This is a genomic window from Chloroflexaceae bacterium (assembly GCA_025057155.1).
In the GTDB taxonomy this organism is placed as follows: domain Bacteria; phylum Chloroflexota; class Chloroflexia; order Chloroflexales; family Chloroflexaceae; genus JACAEO01.
The window spans coordinates 21208-39452 of the sequence record JANWYD010000009.1 but is presented as its reverse complement, the minus strand read 5'-3'; the positions used below and the strand labels follow the sequence as shown (position 1 = coordinate 39452).

The 18245-nt window shown below is 64.0% G+C and carries 15 protein-coding genes; 2 read left to right on the top strand and 13 right to left on the bottom strand.

The features are described 5' to 3' along the window. Positions 1 to 70: 70 nt before the first annotated feature. Together NZU74_09630 and NZU74_09625 are read left to right on the top strand one after the other, a co-directional pair. On the top strand, positions 71 to 871 hold the full coding sequence (locus NZU74_09630; protein ID MCS6881582.1) for an amino acid ABC transporter permease: 801 nt from the start codon (positions 71 to 73) through the stop codon (positions 869 to 871). A gap of 28 nt (positions 872 to 899) precedes the next feature. Beyond that, positions 900 to 1625, top strand: coding sequence for an amino acid ABC transporter ATP-binding protein (locus NZU74_09625; GenBank protein ID MCS6881581.1), 726 nt, complete (start codon positions 900 to 902; stop codon positions 1623 to 1625). A gap of 284 nt (positions 1626 to 1909) precedes the next feature. Here the strand turns inward: NZU74_09625 and NZU74_09620 are convergent, their stop codons facing one another. From NZU74_09620 to NZU74_09560, 13 genes are all read right to left on the bottom strand, one after another. Then, positions 1910 to 2842 carry a prenyltransferase gene (locus NZU74_09620; protein ID MCS6881580.1) on the bottom strand — a complete coding sequence of 311 codons (933 nt, stop codon included), beginning with the start codon at positions 2840 to 2842 and terminating at the stop codon, positions 1910 to 1912. Continuing rightward, on the bottom strand, positions 2839 to 3738 hold the full coding sequence (locus tag NZU74_09615; GenBank protein MCS6881579.1) for a homogentisate phytyltransferase: 900 nt from the start codon (positions 3736 to 3738) through the stop codon (positions 2839 to 2841). The genes NZU74_09620 and NZU74_09615 overlap by 4 nt, the downstream gene beginning before the upstream one ends. Before the next feature lie 856 nt (positions 3739 to 4594). Further along, the gene (locus NZU74_09610; GenBank protein MCS6881578.1) at positions 4595 to 5146 is read right to left on the bottom strand and encodes a DUF4564 domain-containing protein; all 552 of its coding nucleotides are present in this window, start codon (positions 5144 to 5146) and stop codon (positions 4595 to 4597) included. Positions 5147 to 5323: 177 nt separating this feature from the next. Beyond that, positions 5324 to 6745, bottom strand: coding sequence for a glycosyltransferase family 2 protein (locus tag NZU74_09605; protein ID MCS6881577.1), 1422 nt, complete (start codon positions 6743 to 6745; stop codon positions 5324 to 5326). A 15-nt stretch (positions 6746 to 6760) separates the two neighbouring features. After that, entirely contained in the window at positions 6761 to 7852 is a 1092-nt protein-coding gene (locus NZU74_09600; protein MCS6881576.1) for a HEAT repeat domain-containing protein, read from the bottom strand. A 13-nt stretch (positions 7853 to 7865) separates the two neighbouring features. Then, positions 7866 to 8255 carry a response regulator gene (locus NZU74_09595; GenBank protein ID MCS6881575.1) on the bottom strand — a complete coding sequence of 130 codons (390 nt, stop codon included), beginning with the start codon at positions 8253 to 8255 and terminating at the stop codon, positions 7866 to 7868. 665 nt (positions 8256 to 8920) lie between these two features. After that, a complete protein-coding gene (locus NZU74_09590) occupies positions 8921 to 9202 on the bottom strand; it encodes a carboxypeptidase-like regulatory domain-containing protein (GenBank protein MCS6881574.1) in 282 nt (93 codons plus the stop codon). Between the two features lie 123 nt (positions 9203 to 9325). Next, entirely contained in the window at positions 9326 to 10393 is a 1068-nt protein-coding gene (locus NZU74_09585) for a serine protease (protein MCS6881573.1), read from the bottom strand. Continuing rightward, the gene (locus NZU74_09580; GenBank protein ID MCS6881572.1) at positions 10393 to 11409 is read right to left on the bottom strand and encodes a helix-hairpin-helix domain-containing protein; all 1017 of its coding nucleotides are present in this window, start codon (positions 11407 to 11409) and stop codon (positions 10393 to 10395) included. Before NZU74_09580 ends, NZU74_09585 begins: the two co-directional genes overlap by 1 nt. A gap of 186 nt (positions 11410 to 11595) precedes the next feature. Beyond that, the gene (locus NZU74_09575; GenBank protein ID MCS6881571.1) at positions 11596 to 12360 is read right to left on the bottom strand and encodes a hypothetical protein; all 765 of its coding nucleotides are present in this window, start codon (positions 12358 to 12360) and stop codon (positions 11596 to 11598) included. A gap of 364 nt (positions 12361 to 12724) precedes the next feature. Further along, on the bottom strand, positions 12725 to 13795 hold the full coding sequence (locus tag NZU74_09570) for a hypothetical protein (protein ID MCS6881570.1): 1071 nt from the start codon (positions 13793 to 13795) through the stop codon (positions 12725 to 12727). 3 nt (positions 13796 to 13798) lie between these two features. Next, positions 13799 to 14848, bottom strand: coding sequence for a hypothetical protein (locus NZU74_09565; protein MCS6881569.1), 1050 nt, complete (start codon positions 14846 to 14848; stop codon positions 13799 to 13801). A gap of 194 nt (positions 14849 to 15042) precedes the next feature. After that, entirely contained in the window at positions 15043 to 17892 is a 2850-nt protein-coding gene (locus NZU74_09560; GenBank protein ID MCS6881568.1) for a hypothetical protein, read from the bottom strand. Positions 17893 to 18245: the final 353 nt, after the last annotated feature.

Here is an 18245-nt window from a genome sequence, read left to right as displayed (position 1 = left end):
CAACCCGGAGGGTTGCGCCATACAGGCCACCCGGCTAATCCGCGTCCACCAATGGAAGGACCCCGCGCCGATGGCGATAGAACACGATCAGATTATTCCCTCGAGACCAACTGTAACATGGCGCACCGGTCTGGCCCAGTTTCCATGGTGGCTGGTGATCATTCTGACGATCATCGCTATCATGGCGATGCGGATCATCTTTGATCCAATTTACCGCGATATTTTCGTTACCATTGTACAGGGATTAGGGCTGACGCTCTACGTCACGGTGGTATCCTTCGGCCTGTCGCTGGTGCTGGGCCTCGTTCTCGGCCTGGGGCGGGTGGCGAAGAACCCGGTGCTGCGCAATCTGGCCATTACCTACATCGAATTCATCCGCGGCGTGCCCATGCTGGTGCTGATCTTCACCATCTCCTTTGCCGTGGTGCCGATGGTGGCGCGCACCTTTGGCCTGCCGAACAACGCCGTATCCCTCACCACACGGGCGATCATCGCCCTGGTGCTGATCTATGGGGCCTATATCGCCGAGATCTTTCGCGCCGGGATCGAGTCGATCGGCCGTGGCCAGATGGAGGCGGCCCGCTCGCTGGGCATGTCGCATGTGCAGGCCATGCGCTACGTCATTCTGCCTCAGGCCGTGCGCAACGTGCTCCCTGCCCTTGGCAACGACCTCATTGCCATGCTTAAAGATTCCTCGCTGGTCTCGGTTCTCGGCGTCCGTGAGATGACCCAGGTGGCGCGACTCTCGGTGAGCACCAGTTTTCGCTATGAAGAGACCTATTTTATTCTGACCCTGTTTTATCTCTCCCTGACGCTGGTGCTGTCGCTCCTGTTGCAACTCCTCCAGCGCCGCTTGCGCCCCGGGGGGTAGTTCGATGAGTCGATCGACCAATCAACCAATGATTTTGATTGAGAATGTAAGCAAATACTTTGGTTCCTTTCGCGCTCTGGATCGGGTGAACCTGAGCGTGGGCGCCGGCGAGGTATTGATGATCATCGGTCCCTCAGGCTCGGGCAAATCAACTCTGCTGCGCTGCATCAACCATCTGGAAGTGCCCGACACGGGGCGGATCGTCGTTGACGGCATTACCGTGAACAACAACGAGGCTCATATCAATGCCGTGCGCGCCGAAGTGGGCATGGTCTTCCAGCGATTTGAGTTGTTTCCGCACCTGACGGTGTTGGAGAACATCTGCCTGGCGCAGCAGAAGGTGCGCCGGCGCTCCCGGCGCGAGAGCGAGGAGATCGCCTGGCGCTTGCTTGAGAAGGTGGGTATTCCCGAGCAGGCCCACAAGCACCCCGGCCAGCTCTCAGGCGGCCAGCAGCAGCGCGTGGCGATCGCCCGCTCCCTGGCCATGCAGCCCAAGATCATGCTCTTCGACGAGCCCACCTCGGCCCTCGACCCGGAGATGATCAAAGAGGTGCTTGACGTGATGCTGGCCCTGGCCGCCGAGGGCATGACCATGGTAGTGGTGTCGCACGAAATGGGCTTTGCCCGCAACGCCGCCCATCGAGTGGTTTTTATGGATCAGGGCCGGATCATTGAACAGGGGCCGCCGGAGGCGATTTTCACCAATCCCCAGCACGAGCGCACAAAGCTCTTCCTATCGCGGATTCTTCACTGAGGATACGGGGAAACCGGCTTGCTCCGCACCCCTGCCCGGAGAAGGAACTGATCGCTTCCCAGCAATGGGGGGGAAGGTGTTCTCAGGTGTAGGGTTTTCCGGCGCATGCTCGCGTCACATGCGCCATCCGGGGCATCGGGACGCCCAACTTCCCCCTCTCCCGCTCGCGGGAGAGGGGGGCGGGGGGGTGAGGATCGCAAGCGCAGTGGAATGCCGAAAACCGCTTCTCGCTCGAAAAACCCTCCGCCTGAGAAGGGGGAAGGTGCGCCTGGCGAAGCGAGCGATTACCGACCTGCCAGCAGCGCAAACGCCAGCGCCATCATGCCCGCGCTGCCCACCAGTTGCCCGATGCTCCAGAATCCCAGGCTGTCCCAGGCCGCCGGGTCGCGCCAGGCGCCCCGCAGCACCCGGTAGGCCAGCCAGGCGGCGATAGGCAGGGTGGCCATGGGCGCCAGCGCCGTCAGCCAGGGCAGCCCCGCCATGACCAGCGCCGGCAGGCTGCCGTAGGCCAGCCCCAGCGCCGCCAGGTAGAGTTGCGCCGAGCGCTCCATCCCGAACTGCACCACCAGGGTGCGCTTGCCCACTGCCGCGTCGCCCGCCGCGTCGGGCACGTTGACTGCCACCAGCATGGCGAATTGCAACAGGCAGAGCGGTACAATGGCCAGCAGCACCGGGCCGCCAATCGTTCCCGTCTGCGCCTGGTGGCCCACCAGCGCCGTCAATCCCGGCACAATGATCGCGCCCGTCACCTCCCCCAGCGAGCGCCGGTGCAGGAACAACGGCGGCCCGCTGTAGACCCAGGCCAGCCCGATGGCCGCCACGAGCAGGGCCAGCGTGGTCGCCGGGGCCGGGGAGTCCAGGGCCGTCAGCGAAGCCAGGCCCAGGGCCAGCGCTCCGAAGCTCAGCGCTGCCGCCAGCGCCGTCTGCGCCGGCAGCCGGTCCTCCGCCAGCACCCGGCTCCCTCCCGACCACTTCGTGGGCGTGGGATTGGCCCGGTCGGCCTCGAGATCGAAGTAGTCGTTGCAGTAGTGGTTCATCAACTGGGCTGCGGCCACGGTCAGCAATCCCAGGAGCGCCGCGCGCCCGTTGAACGGCGCCCCGACGTAGCCGGCGACGGCCACCCCCAGCCCGTAGAAGATTGCCCCGCCGATCAGGTGCAGCGGCCGCCCCAGGGCCGCGAAGTCGGCTGCGCGCGCCAGCAAACCGCCAGTGCTCATATGCTTGTCCGGGTTAATTCATACATGCTGAGAACCCCGAACTCCAGATAGAACATGCCCCAGAGAAACATATAAAACGAGGCCACCGAGCGGCGCTGTTGCAGATCCACGCGCATGCTCATCACCCAGAAGAGAATGATCAACGCTGCATGGGTCACTAACAGGAACAGCGCATCACTCCGCGGCAGTCCCGCCAGCGCCAGCCCGATCGGCAGGGCGTAGCAGGCCGTCAGCACCGCTCGCCCCAGGTTCAAGGCGCGGCGCGGACCCAGCCGCGTGGTGAAAGTCTCGATCTGATAGAGACGGTCGCCCTCGCTGTCGGGGATGTCCTTGTAGATTGCAATGACCAGGCCGAAGCCGAAGAAGAACAGCCCCAGCATGGCCAGCGTCGCCAGCGGCATGCCGCTCCGGAAGAGTTGCTGGTAGTGCAGGGCCAGCCCCAGGTTAGCGATGACGCCCCGCGCGATGGCGATGCTCAACGCGGCAGCCACCGGGAAGCGCTTGAGGCGCAAGGGCGGCAAGGAGTAGGCGCTGCCGATGAGCATGATCAGCGCCACCGTCAGCAGCAGAAACGGCCCGCTCAACCATGCCAGCAGCAGACTGATCCCTGCCGCGCCGAAGGTTAGCAGCCGGCCCTCTTCGTGCGTCAACACCCCCGCCGCCACCGGCAGCCAGGGCTTGTTCACTCGATCAATCGCCACGTCGGTAAGCTGGTTCAGGCCCACCACATACAGGTTCAGCGCCAGACAGGCCGCCAGCGTTACCGCAATCGCCATCAACGCCCCTGGCGCGGTCGTCCACCCCGCCACAATTAGAAAAATGGTTATTACCTGAACGGTTGTCGCAATGACCGTATGCGGTCGAGCGAAACCGATCAGTGTTTTGAATGCCTGCATGGTGTCCTTATGTTTATAAGTAAGAAAACCAGGTTTCCTCAACCCCTCGGGGCTGGCGCGACTCTGCCTCCCACGGTGGAGTCCAGGACTTGCCTCACAGATCTGGCATCGGCCCTGCGCAACCCTCAGTGTTTCGCATGAATCCATCATACCATGTATACCCTGTCGAAACCTCTGAAGACGCTCAGGGCTCAGGGCTGAGGCCAAGCCTTCGAGGGAGTCTCCAGATTCCAGGTTTTTTTGTTCGGAAATGACCGTATCGGGCGGCTTAGCCGCCCCTCCTCCCCGCCTCTCTTCTCAGGTGTAGGGTTTTCCGGCGCATGCTCGCGTCGCATTCGCCATCCGGGGCGTTGGGACGCCCAGCGCCCCCCTCTCCCGCTCGCGGGAGAGGGGGGCGGGGGGGTGAGGATCGTAAGCGCATGGGAATGTCGAAAACCGCTTCTCGCTCGAAAAACCCTACACCTGAGAGGGAAGGCCGCGAGAGTGGCGGAAAGGCCAGGAAACTTCGTGCACAGACCACTAAGTAGTCTGTGAACGAAGTTTTTCGGCAACTCCGCCCCCTCCCCACCCCTCCCCCGCTGGGGGAGGGAGTCCGGCTCCTCCCCCCAACGGGAGGAGGCCGGGAGAGTGGCGGAAAGGCCAGGAAATACAGGGCGAGCGAAATACCGGAAAACTTAATGCACAGACTACCAGGCCGTCCGCCATGCTGAATCTGGAGTCTCAGGCTTGCCCCGCAGACCTGGAAGCTCTCACTGGTCGTATACCAGTTCCTGTTGAACACCACGCGTGTGCATCATCGCCACGCCTGATTGGACGCCATCTGCGGCAATCCGAAATCCACCATCCGAAATCATAATTATGGCCCTACAAGGTCTCCAGTCTCCCGATCCTCAAAGATCGGCACATCCAGAAACTGGCTGATTACCGAGGCGAGCTCCTCAGCCGCGTCTCTGGTCGAATAACTTTCAAAAGGCGCAAGATGGGTGCGATCATCCAGGCGCAGGCGCACCCGATACGCCGACTCCTCTTTGTGGAGGTCCACCTCCACCACCCTGTCGAGCGGGAGGCGCCGTTCTTCCTGTCCCCTGAACAGATAGCGTCTGGCAACCGTCAGGAGGTTATCGGAACGGTTGAAGGTTACCGTAACGCGGGAGGGTTGGGATACGAGAATCCCAAAGCCCATCGCGCCAACGGCGAGGGTCGTGAGAACAACGATGACGAAGATCGAAAGCTGGTATGTCAATTGACTCGGGCTGAAGTCGCCGGAGGTGTTATAAATGGCGCTCCAGGCCCCGCGCACCGCTACGATGCCCAGCGGTATCATCGCGATGAAAAAACAGCCGACAAAGAGCAAGGATGGCGTCCCGCTGAGGACCAGCCGGTCCGCTGTTTGTTCACGGATCTTCATCGTTAAGACGCTCCCTGTTATTCGCTGACAGTCCGGAAGGGAACAGTTCCTCCGACCACCCCGCGTATCACCTCGAAGGTTGCGCTACGTCAGCAGGGGCGTGGGAACTCCGCTTTCCCCACGCCCCTCCATATGACCAGGCAAAGAGTTTCTGGAAGCGGTCATCCGCGCAGACAACTACGCCCGTGGCCGGGCGAACCCCTTACGCTCCATTGTTCCCCAACTTTTGTTGCCGCGCCAGTAATCTACGAAGGCTCTGATCCGCCACCAGACGGTAAGCTGCCGGTAGCCGAATTGTTCGAGCAGGGCGAAGGCGACGAGGATGAGCAACTGGCTGAGCCGGGGAAAACGATGGTAAGCGATCTCATCGAGCGTCACCGAGGCGACTGATAGAAGCGCCCCCAGAAGAATGGCAAGGGTCAGAAAGAGCAAAAAGAAAGGCAGATTAATCAGCTTCAGGAGAAAGGCCATTGTGACAAAGAGATAGCCAAACATTTCTATTACCGGGCCGATCAGTTCGATAATAACAAAATATGGCATCGCTACCATGCCGATTCGCCCGTAGCGCGGGTTCAACGTCATGCGCCGATGGATCTTGAGGGTGTCAATCAGCCCGCGCTGCCAGCGGTTGCGCTGCCGGCCCAGCACGCGCAGCGTCTCTGGCGCCTCGGTCCAGCAGACGGGGTCAGGGAGAAACACGATCCGGTAGGCGCGCTTCTGCTCGCGCAGGCGCCGGTGCATACGGACCACCAGTTCAAAATCTTCGCCCACCGTGTCGTGGCGGTAGCCGCCAGCATCGAGCACGGCCTGGCGTTTGAAGACGCCAAAGGCCCCGGAGATAATCAGCAGCGCGCCGAGGGCGCTCCAGCCGACGCGCCCGAAGAGAAAGGCGCGCAGGTACTCCACATGTTGAAAGATGACCAGTGGATTGCGAGACAGGCCGACCGCTTTCACCTTCCCCTGCTCGACCTGACAGCCGTTGGCGATGCGTACAATCCCGCCCACGGCGACCGTTTCCGGGTGTTCGAGGAAGGGCCGGGTAATGCGCAACAGAGCATTGCCTTCAAGCAATGAGTCGGCGTCCATGGCGCAGAAGAGCGGATGAGAGGCCATAATGATGCCGGCATTCAGCGCGTCGGCCTTGCCGCCATTCTCCTTGTCAACCACGACAAGGCGCGGATATCTGGCCGAGCGATAGACATGCCGGATTGGCTGGCAGGGAATGGCATACTCGATGCGGGCAGGTATCGGTTGTAACTGGAAGTGCTCGATCAGGGTCGCGAGGGTGCTGTCGCGCGAACCGTCGTTCACCACGATCACTTCGTATTCGGGATACTCCAGCGATAGCAATGAGCGCACGCTCTCGATGATCGTCCGCTCTTCATTGTAAGCGGGGGCAATGAGCGAGATGGGCAGGGTGAGGGGCGACTGGATGATGCTGCGCCAGTGTTCGTCGGCCACAATGTGGCGATAGCGCAGTATCGCCATCGAGGAGATCAGCAGCAGGATCAGGTAGCTCCCTTGCAGCAGGAGGAAGTAGCCGAGAATAAGCGTGTTAGCGACCAGGAGCGCGAGCGCGCCCGGATCATGCGCCTGCATACGAGCCGGGCCGGGCTATACAAGACCATACGCAAGTTCGCCAAGCGCCTGGAGGGCAAGAGGGACGATGCAGGTTTCGCTGGCTTCAGGCGCCTCCTGGAGCATCGCCCGGCCCTTGCCGCGCAGCGTGATCAGGCTCTGCGCAGCGCTGTAGCCCACTAAGTATACCGGATCATCAAGCAGGCGCTCAAGCATCGGCGCGCTCTCCAGATCCATAAGCGCGCCCAGCGCAGTTGCCGCTGCGGCACGAATTTCCCAGCGCGGATCACTGAGCATCATGCGCACACGGCTGGCCGCCTCGGCGTCGCCAATGGCGCTCAGGGCTTGAATAGCGGCAATGCAGAGGGGGAGTTCGGGAGCGTCGAGCAGGGGGAGCAGGAGAGGCATTGCCGCCGGATCGCGCAGCAGGCCAAACAGACGCACGTAGACCGCCCGGATCTGCGGCTCGCGCACGGCGGCAAATCGCTCGATCAGCAGCGGCGCAATTGCCGCACCCGCAGCCAGCACGCTGTCGGCGGCCCGGAGGGGCGACCAGCGGGCCGGCGTCTCCAGGGCTTGCAGCAGGAAGGGGTAGGCGCGCTCATCGCCAATCTCCCCCAGGGCGCGCAGGGCCGCATGGCGCACGATCCGGCTGCGGTCGTTGAGCGCGGCGATCAACTCCGGCACTGCCTGACGGCTGCGCATGATCCGCAGCTTCTGCACCGCGGCGAGTCGTCGGCAGCAGCCGGGGGAGCGCAGTTGCCGCAGCCCGCGCGCCAGGCCGCCGGTCTCCTCGAAAATATCCGTAAGCATCTGCCGCTCTGACCCGCGCAGCTCTCGGGCGACTCGCAGCAGGCTGCGTTCAAGCGCCCGGACGTCAAAGGGGCGCAGGCCGGGCGCGCCGCCCCACCGGCGCGCGTACACCCGGCGCGCAATCTCGCGCAGGCGCTCGGCATGCTGTGGATCCAGGATGGCATGGAAAATCAAATCTTCAAAGAAGGCCTCCCGCCGGTGGTTGTAGGCGCGAGCCGCTCTCAACGCCAGGCGTCTCAGGATAAGAACGCCGACCAGGACCGTAATCAGGCCGCCGCAGACAAGGATAATGCTGAGAACCAGTGTGGTGGACACTGACACGCGGCCCTCACATCGTAGTCACCCGCGCCTCGCGCCGGCTGAGCGCCGCCTCTATGCGCGCGATGACCTCCGGAAAACTGAACGGCTTAATCACATAATCGTCGGCCCCGTGCCGCATCCCCTTGACAACGTGGTTCTCCTGTCCGAGGGCCGTTAACATAATCACGGGAATATCTTTGAGTTCCGGATCAGCTTTGGCATGCGTGAGCACCTGAAAGCCATCGTAGACCGGCATCAACACATCAAGCAGCACCAGATCGGGATGCCGCTCGCGCATGGCGATCAGGGCCTGCTCGCCATCGCGGGCCCAGATCGTCTCGTGGCCCAGGTGGGTAAGCCGAAAGTCGAGCAGCTTGAAAATGGTGGCGTTGTCTTCTGCGATGAGGATACTGGCCATAGCTGTCTCACGTTAGATCGCTGCATTTAGTCGCACAATCGCGAGGGCGAACCGGGCCGGTGGCGCGCCAGGCCCGGTTCGCCGCGCCCGGGTATCTGGATGCCCTCGGGGTCGCCTCGCCATCTTGTCCGACCCGCGTGGTCGGCAGTAAAGGTGCTACGTGCTGTAAGCGATGCGCTGTAAGAGTAAAGATATTCGATAAATCTCGCGTTCTGAATAGCCTGTTCGTCGTATATTCCCATAGTCCATGTGGTGAAAAGGGCAGAGTATTACTATCAAATATCGTTTTCAATGGTATTCCTGTTTTGGCATCGTCTGGTTTTATATAGCGAAAGTTTAGTTGAAAGCCGCTTCCATAACGTATTTATGCGGGTATTCCACTCCGAGACTGTCAGAGGGCGGGAGCGAAACCCGCCCGCTGACCGGCTCAGGGCGCTGCCGGCAAGAGATGCCGGATCTAATGCATAAAACTTAAGAAACCCGCCCCTGCCCGCGGATAATCCGTCGCGTCTGCAACCGACGAACAAATCAGAAGGGGCGACCCGGCGGTCGTCCCTTCCGTTTCCGACTGGCAGAAAGGCCGGAGGCTGAGCCGTTCCTGCCGATCACGCGCGACGTTCCACTCGCTTCGACAAGGTTTCGTAGGGAGGCGCGAGTGGCCGCTCCTACTCCACCACGAAATCGAGCCGGACCGTTTCGCCGGGACGCGTCTGCACCGCGCCGGTTCGCGGAGCGTAGCCGGTCGCGTTCACCTGTAGCGTGTAGCGTCCGGCGATCAACCCGTCGAAGCGGTAGCGTCCCTGTGCATCGGTCAGCGCCGCGATGTCGGGATGGGGCGGGCTGGGAGCGGTGATCATCACCACCGCGTCGGCGACGGGCGCACCGCTGGCGGTGCGCACCTGCCCGGCGATGCTCGCTTCGCTCCGCGCCCGGGTCTGAACATCCATGCCTGCCTCCTCCTCAAGCCGGTTCCCTTGAACGGACTTCATGCGCACATCGCCACCTGCCCTCCGGACGCCAGCCATAGCAATCCAAAATCCAAAATCCAAAATCCAAAATCTGAAATCATCCTACCCTCCCTCCTCGATCCAGCGCCGGATGTTCGCCGCCACCGGCGCGCAGACGCGGGTGGCCGAGTTGCCGCTTGCGTCACCATTGGTGTGAATGCCCACCACGTAACGCTGCCCGTCTTTGATGCGCCACACCGGCGAACCGCTCTGGCCGCCCATAGTGTCTATCAGATAGGTGATGGTCCGCCGGTCAACCCTGGTCACTTCGCGGCCATGGAACCACTGGGTCTTGAGGGGTTTGTCGCCAGGATAACCCGCCAGATTGACAATCGCCTGGCTCAGTTCCACATCGGGCAGGTTTGCATAGCCGAACCAGCCGATCTGTTCGCCGGCGGTGTAGCTTCGGGGCAGAATAATCGCGCCATAGTCGTGGGTCCGCAGGCGCTTCTCGGTCCAGCCGCGCACACTGCGCAGATCGCCGCTGCTCAATGCGCCGAACGGCGCTTCGGCGCCGTTGGCTCCTGGAACGAGGCGAATGCTTCTCGCCCATCCGCCGCGCCCGTGGATGTAAACGCAGTGACCGGCGGTAAGCACGGTGCGCGGGCCAACGAAGAAACCGGTGCCGATCCAGCGCGTTCCATCGGCGGCGGTGATCTCCAGCGCGCAGATGCAACGCCAGGGGTACTCCCGCGTGCTTGTCACCTGCACCCGGTCATCGGGGCCGATGAGTACTTCCTGGACCATGCCAAGCACTTCCGCGTTAGAGCGTAAGGGCAGATCAGCGAACCAGGCATCGAGCAAGCGGGCTGCGGGTCTGCTCTCCTCCGCCGCCAGCGTGGCGGCGCCGCCAAGGGCGCGCGCTTCGGCTCGCTCCACGGCCCCCGGCAGATGGTAGCCTGGCAGGTCCTCCAGCACCCGGCCCGCGCCAATCGGCGCGGGTTCGCCACCGGCGCCGTAGCTGGGGGCGCCGCCCTGGATGGCCGTCTCAGTCTCGTCGAAACTGGTGACCGGCGTGTCGTCGCCCTCTCCGCCGGTCTCGTAGACGCTCCTCTCCTGTCGCCGATCAGTGCTGATCTTTTGGAGTTGCTCGCGACCGATGATCCCGGTCGGACTGGTCTGGTCTGCCATCACTGTTCCTCCTGGTTGGGCGGTTCCACCGTGAAGGCTGGTCCGGTCGTCGTGCCGGCGAGCGCAAACTGTGGCACGCGCACCGTCGCGCACGCCTGGAACCGTCCTACGGCATACGGCGCGAACTCGAGCGTCAGGGTGTACTCGCGGCGTCCGGGCTGAAGCCGGTGGCGCGTCGAAGCAAGAGGAAGCTCCTCACCCCGTTCGCCCGCGCAGCCGCACAGTTCAATCTCGGCCAGCGCCCCGCTGTCGAGCGCCTGCCTGACGTTCGCGCCACCCAGCCTGAATGACAGGGTCGCCCGTCCGCGTTGGTGATCCAGCGCCTGCAGGGTGAGCGGCCCGACTTCGAGGATCAGCGCCTCGGGCGCCTGCGGCGCGGGCGAAGTTGCCAGGGCTTCCTGAGGCGGCGCTGAGACTTCCGGCGCGGGGGGCGCAGGTGGAGCCGCCGGGGCCTGAAGCTCAGAAGATAGCGTCGCAGGCTCAGAGGCCGCTGGCGTTTCAAGCGCCGGGGCGCGCCCTGGCGGCGCACCCACCGGCTCGTCGTCGCTGACGAGGGTTCCAATTTCGCCCGTGAGGCTCAGATGACAACCGGTCTGGGCGACGATGAAGGCCTCGAGCCGGCGCGCATTCCAGCCGACCCAGCGATCCCAGACGCCGGTTGGCGCATAGGTCGCTTTGGTGCTGAAGACGCCGCGCCGTTCGGTCAGCACCAGCTCCAGCGTAACCACGTGCGTCTTGTCGGGCATCTGAACGGACCCTGCCGTCTCGGCCAGGGCGCGGGCCAGGTTGCGCCACTCCTCAATCTGCTCGGGAGTCAGCCCCTTGATCCTGCTGCCCAGACGTTCGGCGATCGCGGTCGCATCGAGGCGCGCCAGTTCGCTCCAGGTATGAATGCCGGCCTCGTGGAACGCCTGGGCGGTTTGCTTGCCGATCCCCTTGATGACGCCGCCTTTGATTGCGCCAGGTTCATCCCACGTTGACAGGGATCGCTCCGGGTGCGCGGTTTCGGGCTCCATAGCCACCTCGTGGTTCTCTATGCTTGCGAGCCGTTGGAAGAAGGTGGACACAACCTTCCAGGTTGCGCCATGGATAAGCCAGGGGATCGCACCAGGGAGGAATCCGCCTCCCTATGGCGATCCCCCGCTCCTCCCCGGCGGAGCGACGCGGCTGCGAAGCGCGCGCCCCGCCGGGTCAGGCGCTGGCTACTGGGGGAAGACCAGATACTGCATCGGCATGCCGTGCCGCCACTGCGGAGGAACCGGCGGCGGGAAGCCCCAGAACCAGGGCAATTCCATATCCACGTCGTAGTGCCAGGTGGCGAAGGCGGCGAATGGCTGAGCCGGGAACTCAATATCGGCGGTGATGTTGACCTCGATCAGCTCGGCCGTGGTCGTAGCGGGGGTCTTGATATAGAATGGCCACCAGCTCAACGCCGGCACGACCGCCGGGAAGGTGCCGGTGTAGCTCATCGGCGGCAGCGCCGCCCCGGTGGTCTTGCTCAGTTGATGGCAGGTGACGCGGTAGGGCCGCCCGCCAAGCTGCATATTTGCAGGCACCTTATAGCCGTGAACCGGGTCGGACACCGGGTTGGCCCACATCAGGGCATAGACGACGATCCAGCTTCCCGCCGGAACGATCTTGTTCGGTTCACCGATCAATCCGGCGCCGCCAAGTTCAATCGGCGAATAGGCCACCACGTCCCAGGGCACGTAGGGGCCAACCCGCGGGCCGCCTATTTCCTCCGCGCCTTTGCCATTGCCCTTCGCCGCGGAGGCGATCAGACCGCGCACGTATCTTTCGGCTGCCTCGATCAGACGCGGCTGGTGGCTCAGGCGCCAGTTCTCGGCCGGCTCCAGCTCCTCAGGCGTCAGAGCAACCTCGGGCCCACGGGCGCCCAGTTCCGCGGCAGTGACCACTTCCAGCCTCTTGCTGAGCTTGAACGTCGGCTGCTCGATAGCGGTCGTCATAGCATGGCTCCTTTCGTGACCTCTACGCAGACAACCACCATTGGTTGCCCGGCTTCCAGATAATTGCGCCTCTGCCTGGAAGCGAGGCTACTTTAGAGAAACCCGCTTAATCGAGTCTAAAGCAAGGATAATTTCGGACTAAATCATGAGGCGCTGCGCGCGCCGTGTCCGGACGGCGCCGCGGGAGAGGCTTAAATTTCGCTTATTGCGGTTGTTGAGACCCTGACTTTTGATTTTGGAATGTGGATTTTGAGGGGTCGTATACGGCGTCGCGCTGCGACCAGGCGATGATGCCTGCGCGCCCGTGGTTGTCAGGAAATGGCGTGAGGACTCTTCGCGAGAATGCCTTTTTTACAAGATCGTATCAGGAGCTTTCGCTTTTCCACAGGCTCAGATTGGCAAACACGGCCTCGTTGAGCCGCACCGCCGCGCTCCCTGCAGCGTCGCCGCCGGTCTGCATGCCAATGACATACCGCTCGCCATTGCGCAGCAACCAGATTGGCGCGCCGCTCTCGCCGCCCGCCGTGGTGATGGGGTATTCCAGGGTGCGCTCCGTGCCCATCTCTAGCCGGCGAGCCTGATACCACAGGGTGCCGCGCGGCTTGTCACAGGGATAACCGGCCAGGTTGAGCGCGCGCTCGCGCAGATCACGATAGGCGGGGCGCATGAAGCCGAGCGAGCCGAGGCGCTCCCCGTAGCGGCGATCCACGGGCAGCACAATCGCGCCATAATTGTGGGCGAGCGAAAGTTTGTGCACCCAGCCGCGCACGCTACGAAAGCTCTGCGCAATTGCCGATTCGAAGGGACGCGCGTTGCCGTTCCAGCCGGGGATCACCTCAACCTCCACCACCCAGCCGCCACGAAAGGGCATATACACACAATGCCCCGCCGTCACCACCAGGCAGGGGCCGGCCAGCCAGCCGGTGCCCAGCCACTGGCTGCCGTCGGCGGCGGTGATAATCAATCCGCACACGCAGCGCCAGGGGTAGGCCGTGGTGTCGGTGATCGCCACGCGCAGGTCACTCGGCTCGGGCACGCTGAAGAGCATCTCGGCCAGTCCCGGACGCTGGAGGCGCGCAGTCAGTCCTGGATGACCAAAGGTTGCGTACCACGCATCAAGGAGATAGGCTTCAGCCGGCCTCTGTGGCTGTGACGTGGTGAGTAGCGTGGCGGACGGCGAGAGCGGCTCGATCTCCAGATCGCGCCGCATACGTCCCGGAGGGGCCAGTTCGCCGTACACGGGGGCGCCGATCTCCTCTTCCCAGGTGCTCGGCGCCTCGCTGGTGACTGGCGAGTCGTCCTCAGGCTCTGAAGGGGTGCGTGCGGTTTGGCCTGTCAAGGACGGCTGCTCCAGAGCATAGGAATGTGAGGAAGGGTTGGAAGGTTGCTCCTGGCGCCGGTCGTGCTCCTGGCGCGGATCGTCCCCGACCTCCATGGGTCACCGTTCCTGTCGCGCGACCCGGATCACGGGGCCGGCGGCCACGTCGAGCAGGCTCATTTCGGGCACAAAGACGGCGCTAATCAAGTGGTAGCGCGCAGCGCCGGACGCGCGCAAGGTCATCGTGATGGTCTGGTCGCGCCGGCCCGCCTGGAGTTCCCGGCCTTCCCCGCCCAGGATCAGCATTCTTCCCGTGGAGGCTTCGTGCGCCAGCAGGCAGGCAAAGCCCGTCGCGCCCCGGGCGGGGGCCGGTTCGACCCGGAAGCGGATTGCCGCCTCGACGGGGTGGTCGGCGGCCAGGAAGGGCGCGCCGGACGGAGCATCGAGGATGATCCTCTGAATTCGCGCCGACACGTCTGGCGGCGCGAGGCGGCGCGCGGCGGGGGGGCGTGGTCCGAACAGATAGGGGCCGGAAGCATGCCCCACTACCGCTTCATCGGCGAGAAACGCTATCCCCGCCAGGTGATAGCGGTCATCATCGGTCAGGGCGCCCGTGAGAGCCGGGCTGTAAACCAGCCGGTCGGCGCTGAGGCGCGCTCGACCGCTGCTCAACACCCGCGCCGCTCCCGTGGCATAGCTCCATGCCAGCAGCAACGTGGTAAACCAGAGCCGTTCGGCGGCTACGGGGAAGGCGCGCGGGCCGCGCAAACGCAGATACAGACGCGCCTGAAAGCGCCGTGCCGGGCGCGGCAGTCGTCGGTCGTCCGCCACGTCATCGAGGCTGATCGCCACGACCTCAACGCGCACGCCGCGATCACCGGCCGGCAGGTCGTATCTGGCGGCCCTCTCTCTGGACCGTTCCGCGGCCAGCCGGCGCGCCTGACCGGTCCAGTCCTGGCGGATGATCCGCTCGACCGAGAGCAGGGGCAGATCCTTCGCCAGACGGATGATATCTTCCGGCGCGATGGCTGCAAGTTGCTGAAAGGTGCGAATGCCTGCCGCGTACAGTTGCCGTTTGATTACCGGACCAATGCCGGCGATACGAGTGAAATCATCGCCCGGTAATCCGGATTCGCTCGCTTCTTCGTGCCAGTCGTAAGCGTCGGTCATAGACGATCTCGACAGCGCGCCTGAAAGATGGACGGAGAGACGCGAAGAGATGGTTTCCTCCTGCTGGAACCCTGCAAACGAAATGCTCCTACTGGCGCGCGGGAGGCATAGACCGCCGGACGCGGCATCTCGGCGGGAAGAATATCACAAGTGTCGCCGGGCGGCAACACGCGTACCGGGCCGGAAAGGGCGCATCACACCGTCTCCCGGCGCCGGAGCTGCTCGTAGAGGGTCTCAATCATCGGTGAAGGGCCGATGTTCAGTTCGGTGGCGAGGGCCTGCACGCACAACTGGTACTGGCGAATCGCCAGCGGCAACTGGCCCTGGCGGCTATAGCAGCGCATCAAACGGGCATGAGCGTCCTCGCGGCAATTATCCCGGGCGAGGATAAGCTGGCACAGGCTCGCCGCCGGCCCGTAACGTCCCTGGCTCATATAGATCTGGCTCAGGCGATCCAGGGCTTCCAGGTAGATCAGCCGCAGCCGCTCGCGCGTCAGCACCGTCCACTCCTCATACGGCTCATCAACCAGAAAGTCATCTTGATACAGGCCCAGAGCCGCCTCATATGCCGCGCACGCCTCTCCTGGAAACCCTTCGGCCTCGAGCTTGCGGGCGTGCTGCACGTGCCGTTCAAAGGAGACGAAGTCTATCCAGAGCCGGAGATCCGGATTGAGGCTGTAGGCTCCATCCTTGTAGAGGATGATCGGCGCATTGGTCAGGGGGCGAAAAGCCTGCCGCGCGTGGTGCACGGCCACGTTCAGGCTGTTGCGGGCCGACTCGGGGGTTGCGTCGGGCCAGAAGCAATCCATCAGCACCTCGCGCGGCGCCGGGCGGTCATGATGAACGATGAGATACTGGAACACCGCCCGACCTCGCCCGCTGTTGAAGCCTTCAACCACGTGTTCATTCAGCATCACTCGGAAGGAGCCGAGCATCGAGACGCTCAGCCGTGGCGGGGCCGACGCCTCGCGCGTCCGTTCGGCGACCGCCGCCCCGGTCGCGGCAGGACGCGCCGCCGTCTCTGGCTCAACTGCGGCAGCGACCGCCTGCGCTGGCGTCGCTCGTGCGGAGGCAGCGCCGGGCGCCGCCGGTACAGTCTGGATGTGGAGCGGTCCGGCCGGCGAGCGCTCGCTGGCGCCGATAATGGTTGTCCCCTCCGCTATCCGCGTCCGCCCTGCGCCGTTCCGCGCTCTCTCCCCACCAATCGGCTGCCGGTATCCGCCACGGAGCATGTCCAGCAACCGGCCCCACAGGCTGGTTTTGCGCCCCACTTCCAGGGCATGCTCTACGCGCGCGGGCGCGGCCAGTTTCAGCATCAGGGGCAGATGGGCCCAGCCATAGGCTTCCAGCAACTGCTCGATATCAAGGGTGGTCGAGGTGAGCAAGGCCCGCAGCGCTTCTCCCACCTCGCGCTCGGTTTGCTCCAGGGCTTGCAGCGTTTGCCGGTGAAACTCGCAACGCACTCGCAGGTCGCGCTGGTTTAGAGCCAGGCCACTGGCTCGTTGCGGTAACGCTGCCATCAACGCGTCGCCCGCGGAGGAGGCGATATTCGTGGCGCGCTCGAAATAATCCAGGGCCGTATCGAGATCGTCAGCGACCACCGCCAGGCATCCCAGTTGCCAGCACGCCCAGGCTTGCTGCGAGGACAGGCCGGACGACTCGGCCAGGTGGCTCGCGGCCAGTGCGCGGGCGCGCGCCAACCCGCTCTCGCCCTGCCAGACGGCCAGGGTGCTCTCCGCCAGCAGGCTCTGGCAGGCGCCCCGCGGGTCGTGCCGGGCGGTAAACAGGCGCGTGGCGAGGTGAAAGGCCCGCTGAGCGGCGTCGTTCTGCCCCTGGGCCGCGCTCAACTCGCCGCTGATGTACACCAGCCATGGCCATTCGCTGAGGATCTGGAGCGAGAGCTGGCTCAACCACTCTTCCAGCGTGTCCCACTGCCCCAGGTCCATTGACGTCGGCGCGATCCGGGCGATGATCCGCGCCGCGCCGGCCCGCTCACCCGTGTCGAGCAGCAGGGCCACGGCTGGTTCCACCGCTCCCTGCACCAGCAGCGCCTCGACGGCGCGCTGGATGGCACGGACTTCTGCCGGGCGCTGGCGCAGCGCGATCCGGAGCGGTTCGCGCCACAGGGTCTTGAGGTGGTGCCAGTCGCCTTCGAGCGCTTCGAACCACGGGCCAGAGGCCGGGGCGGGATCGCTCAGATCGGGGTGACCGTACCCGATCCGCAGCGCGATGTCGAGGTTGCGCTGCGCCGCTGGATCCGCCAGCGACAGATGGGCCTGCGCCAGCCGCGTGAGGAGTTCAAGTAGCCCGCCTGAGGTTTCGAGCATGCGGCTGACCAGGTCGCAGCCCAGCGTTGCGCAACTGGACCGGAGGGCCTCGAATGCTTCAATCCGCCCTTCCGCCAGCGCGTTGGCCCGACGGAGGAGCGGCAGCGGCAACACGCCCCCGGTGTGCTCATGCACTGCCGGCAACTGGTAATCCCTGATACGCACATCATCGGCGCCGAGGATCTTCATTCTCGCGGGGAGCGCATCGCTTGCCGGCGACCGTTCGGTGATCACCACACAGGTCGTCTCAGGCGGCAGGTTGGCAAGCACGTGCATGCCAAGGAGCCGCAACGCGCCTGTGGCCCCATCGAAAGCATGGCAGGCTTCGAGCACCACCGCTCCGTCCGGGCCGAGGGTTTCGAGCAGTTCTTCCGCGAAGCTGGCGAAGAGCGGCGGCCAGCCGGCCACCGGGCCGGGGCGCCGGCGCATCAGTTCGAGGGTCTTGCCGCCGGCAGCGGGCGCCAGCCGGCGCAGCGCGCCGATCAGCGATACCAGCAACATCCCCGGATCGCGATCTTCCAGGCCAAGCCGCAACCACAGGCAGCGACGTTGCAGCGCGTCTAGCGCCCGGGCGAGACCGGCGGAGGATACAAAGCCAGGCCCGGCGCTCACCAGGGTCATTCCCCCATTGATGGCCCGTTGCAGAGCTGGAGGAAGCAGCACCGTCAGAGATGATGGCGAATAGAGCGGAGCGGACGCTTTTGCAACCAGTGGCATACGACCTTCTCCGTGCGCTGCGATATCGCTCCTTGCTGCCGGAAACACAGCGGGGGGGCGTCAACCAACGCACCCCCCGCGAGGATGATGTCTGATCGCAGTGTTAGCGTCGCATCCTGCGAGGTCTCAAGCAGGAGGGTCTGGAAGGATGGAAGCCTCCCGCCAACTCCTCTTTACCGAACTATGTGCAGCACGGAACCTGGCGGATGCGCCGATGAGCACTGGCGCCGTATTGAACATACAGCGATTGTAAGTATACACCTCTGCTCGCGCCGGATCAAGCGAAAAAACGGTTAGAATTATACTATGATAATGTCTCAAAATGTTGCTTCATCAATTAGTGGCGTCTCCGG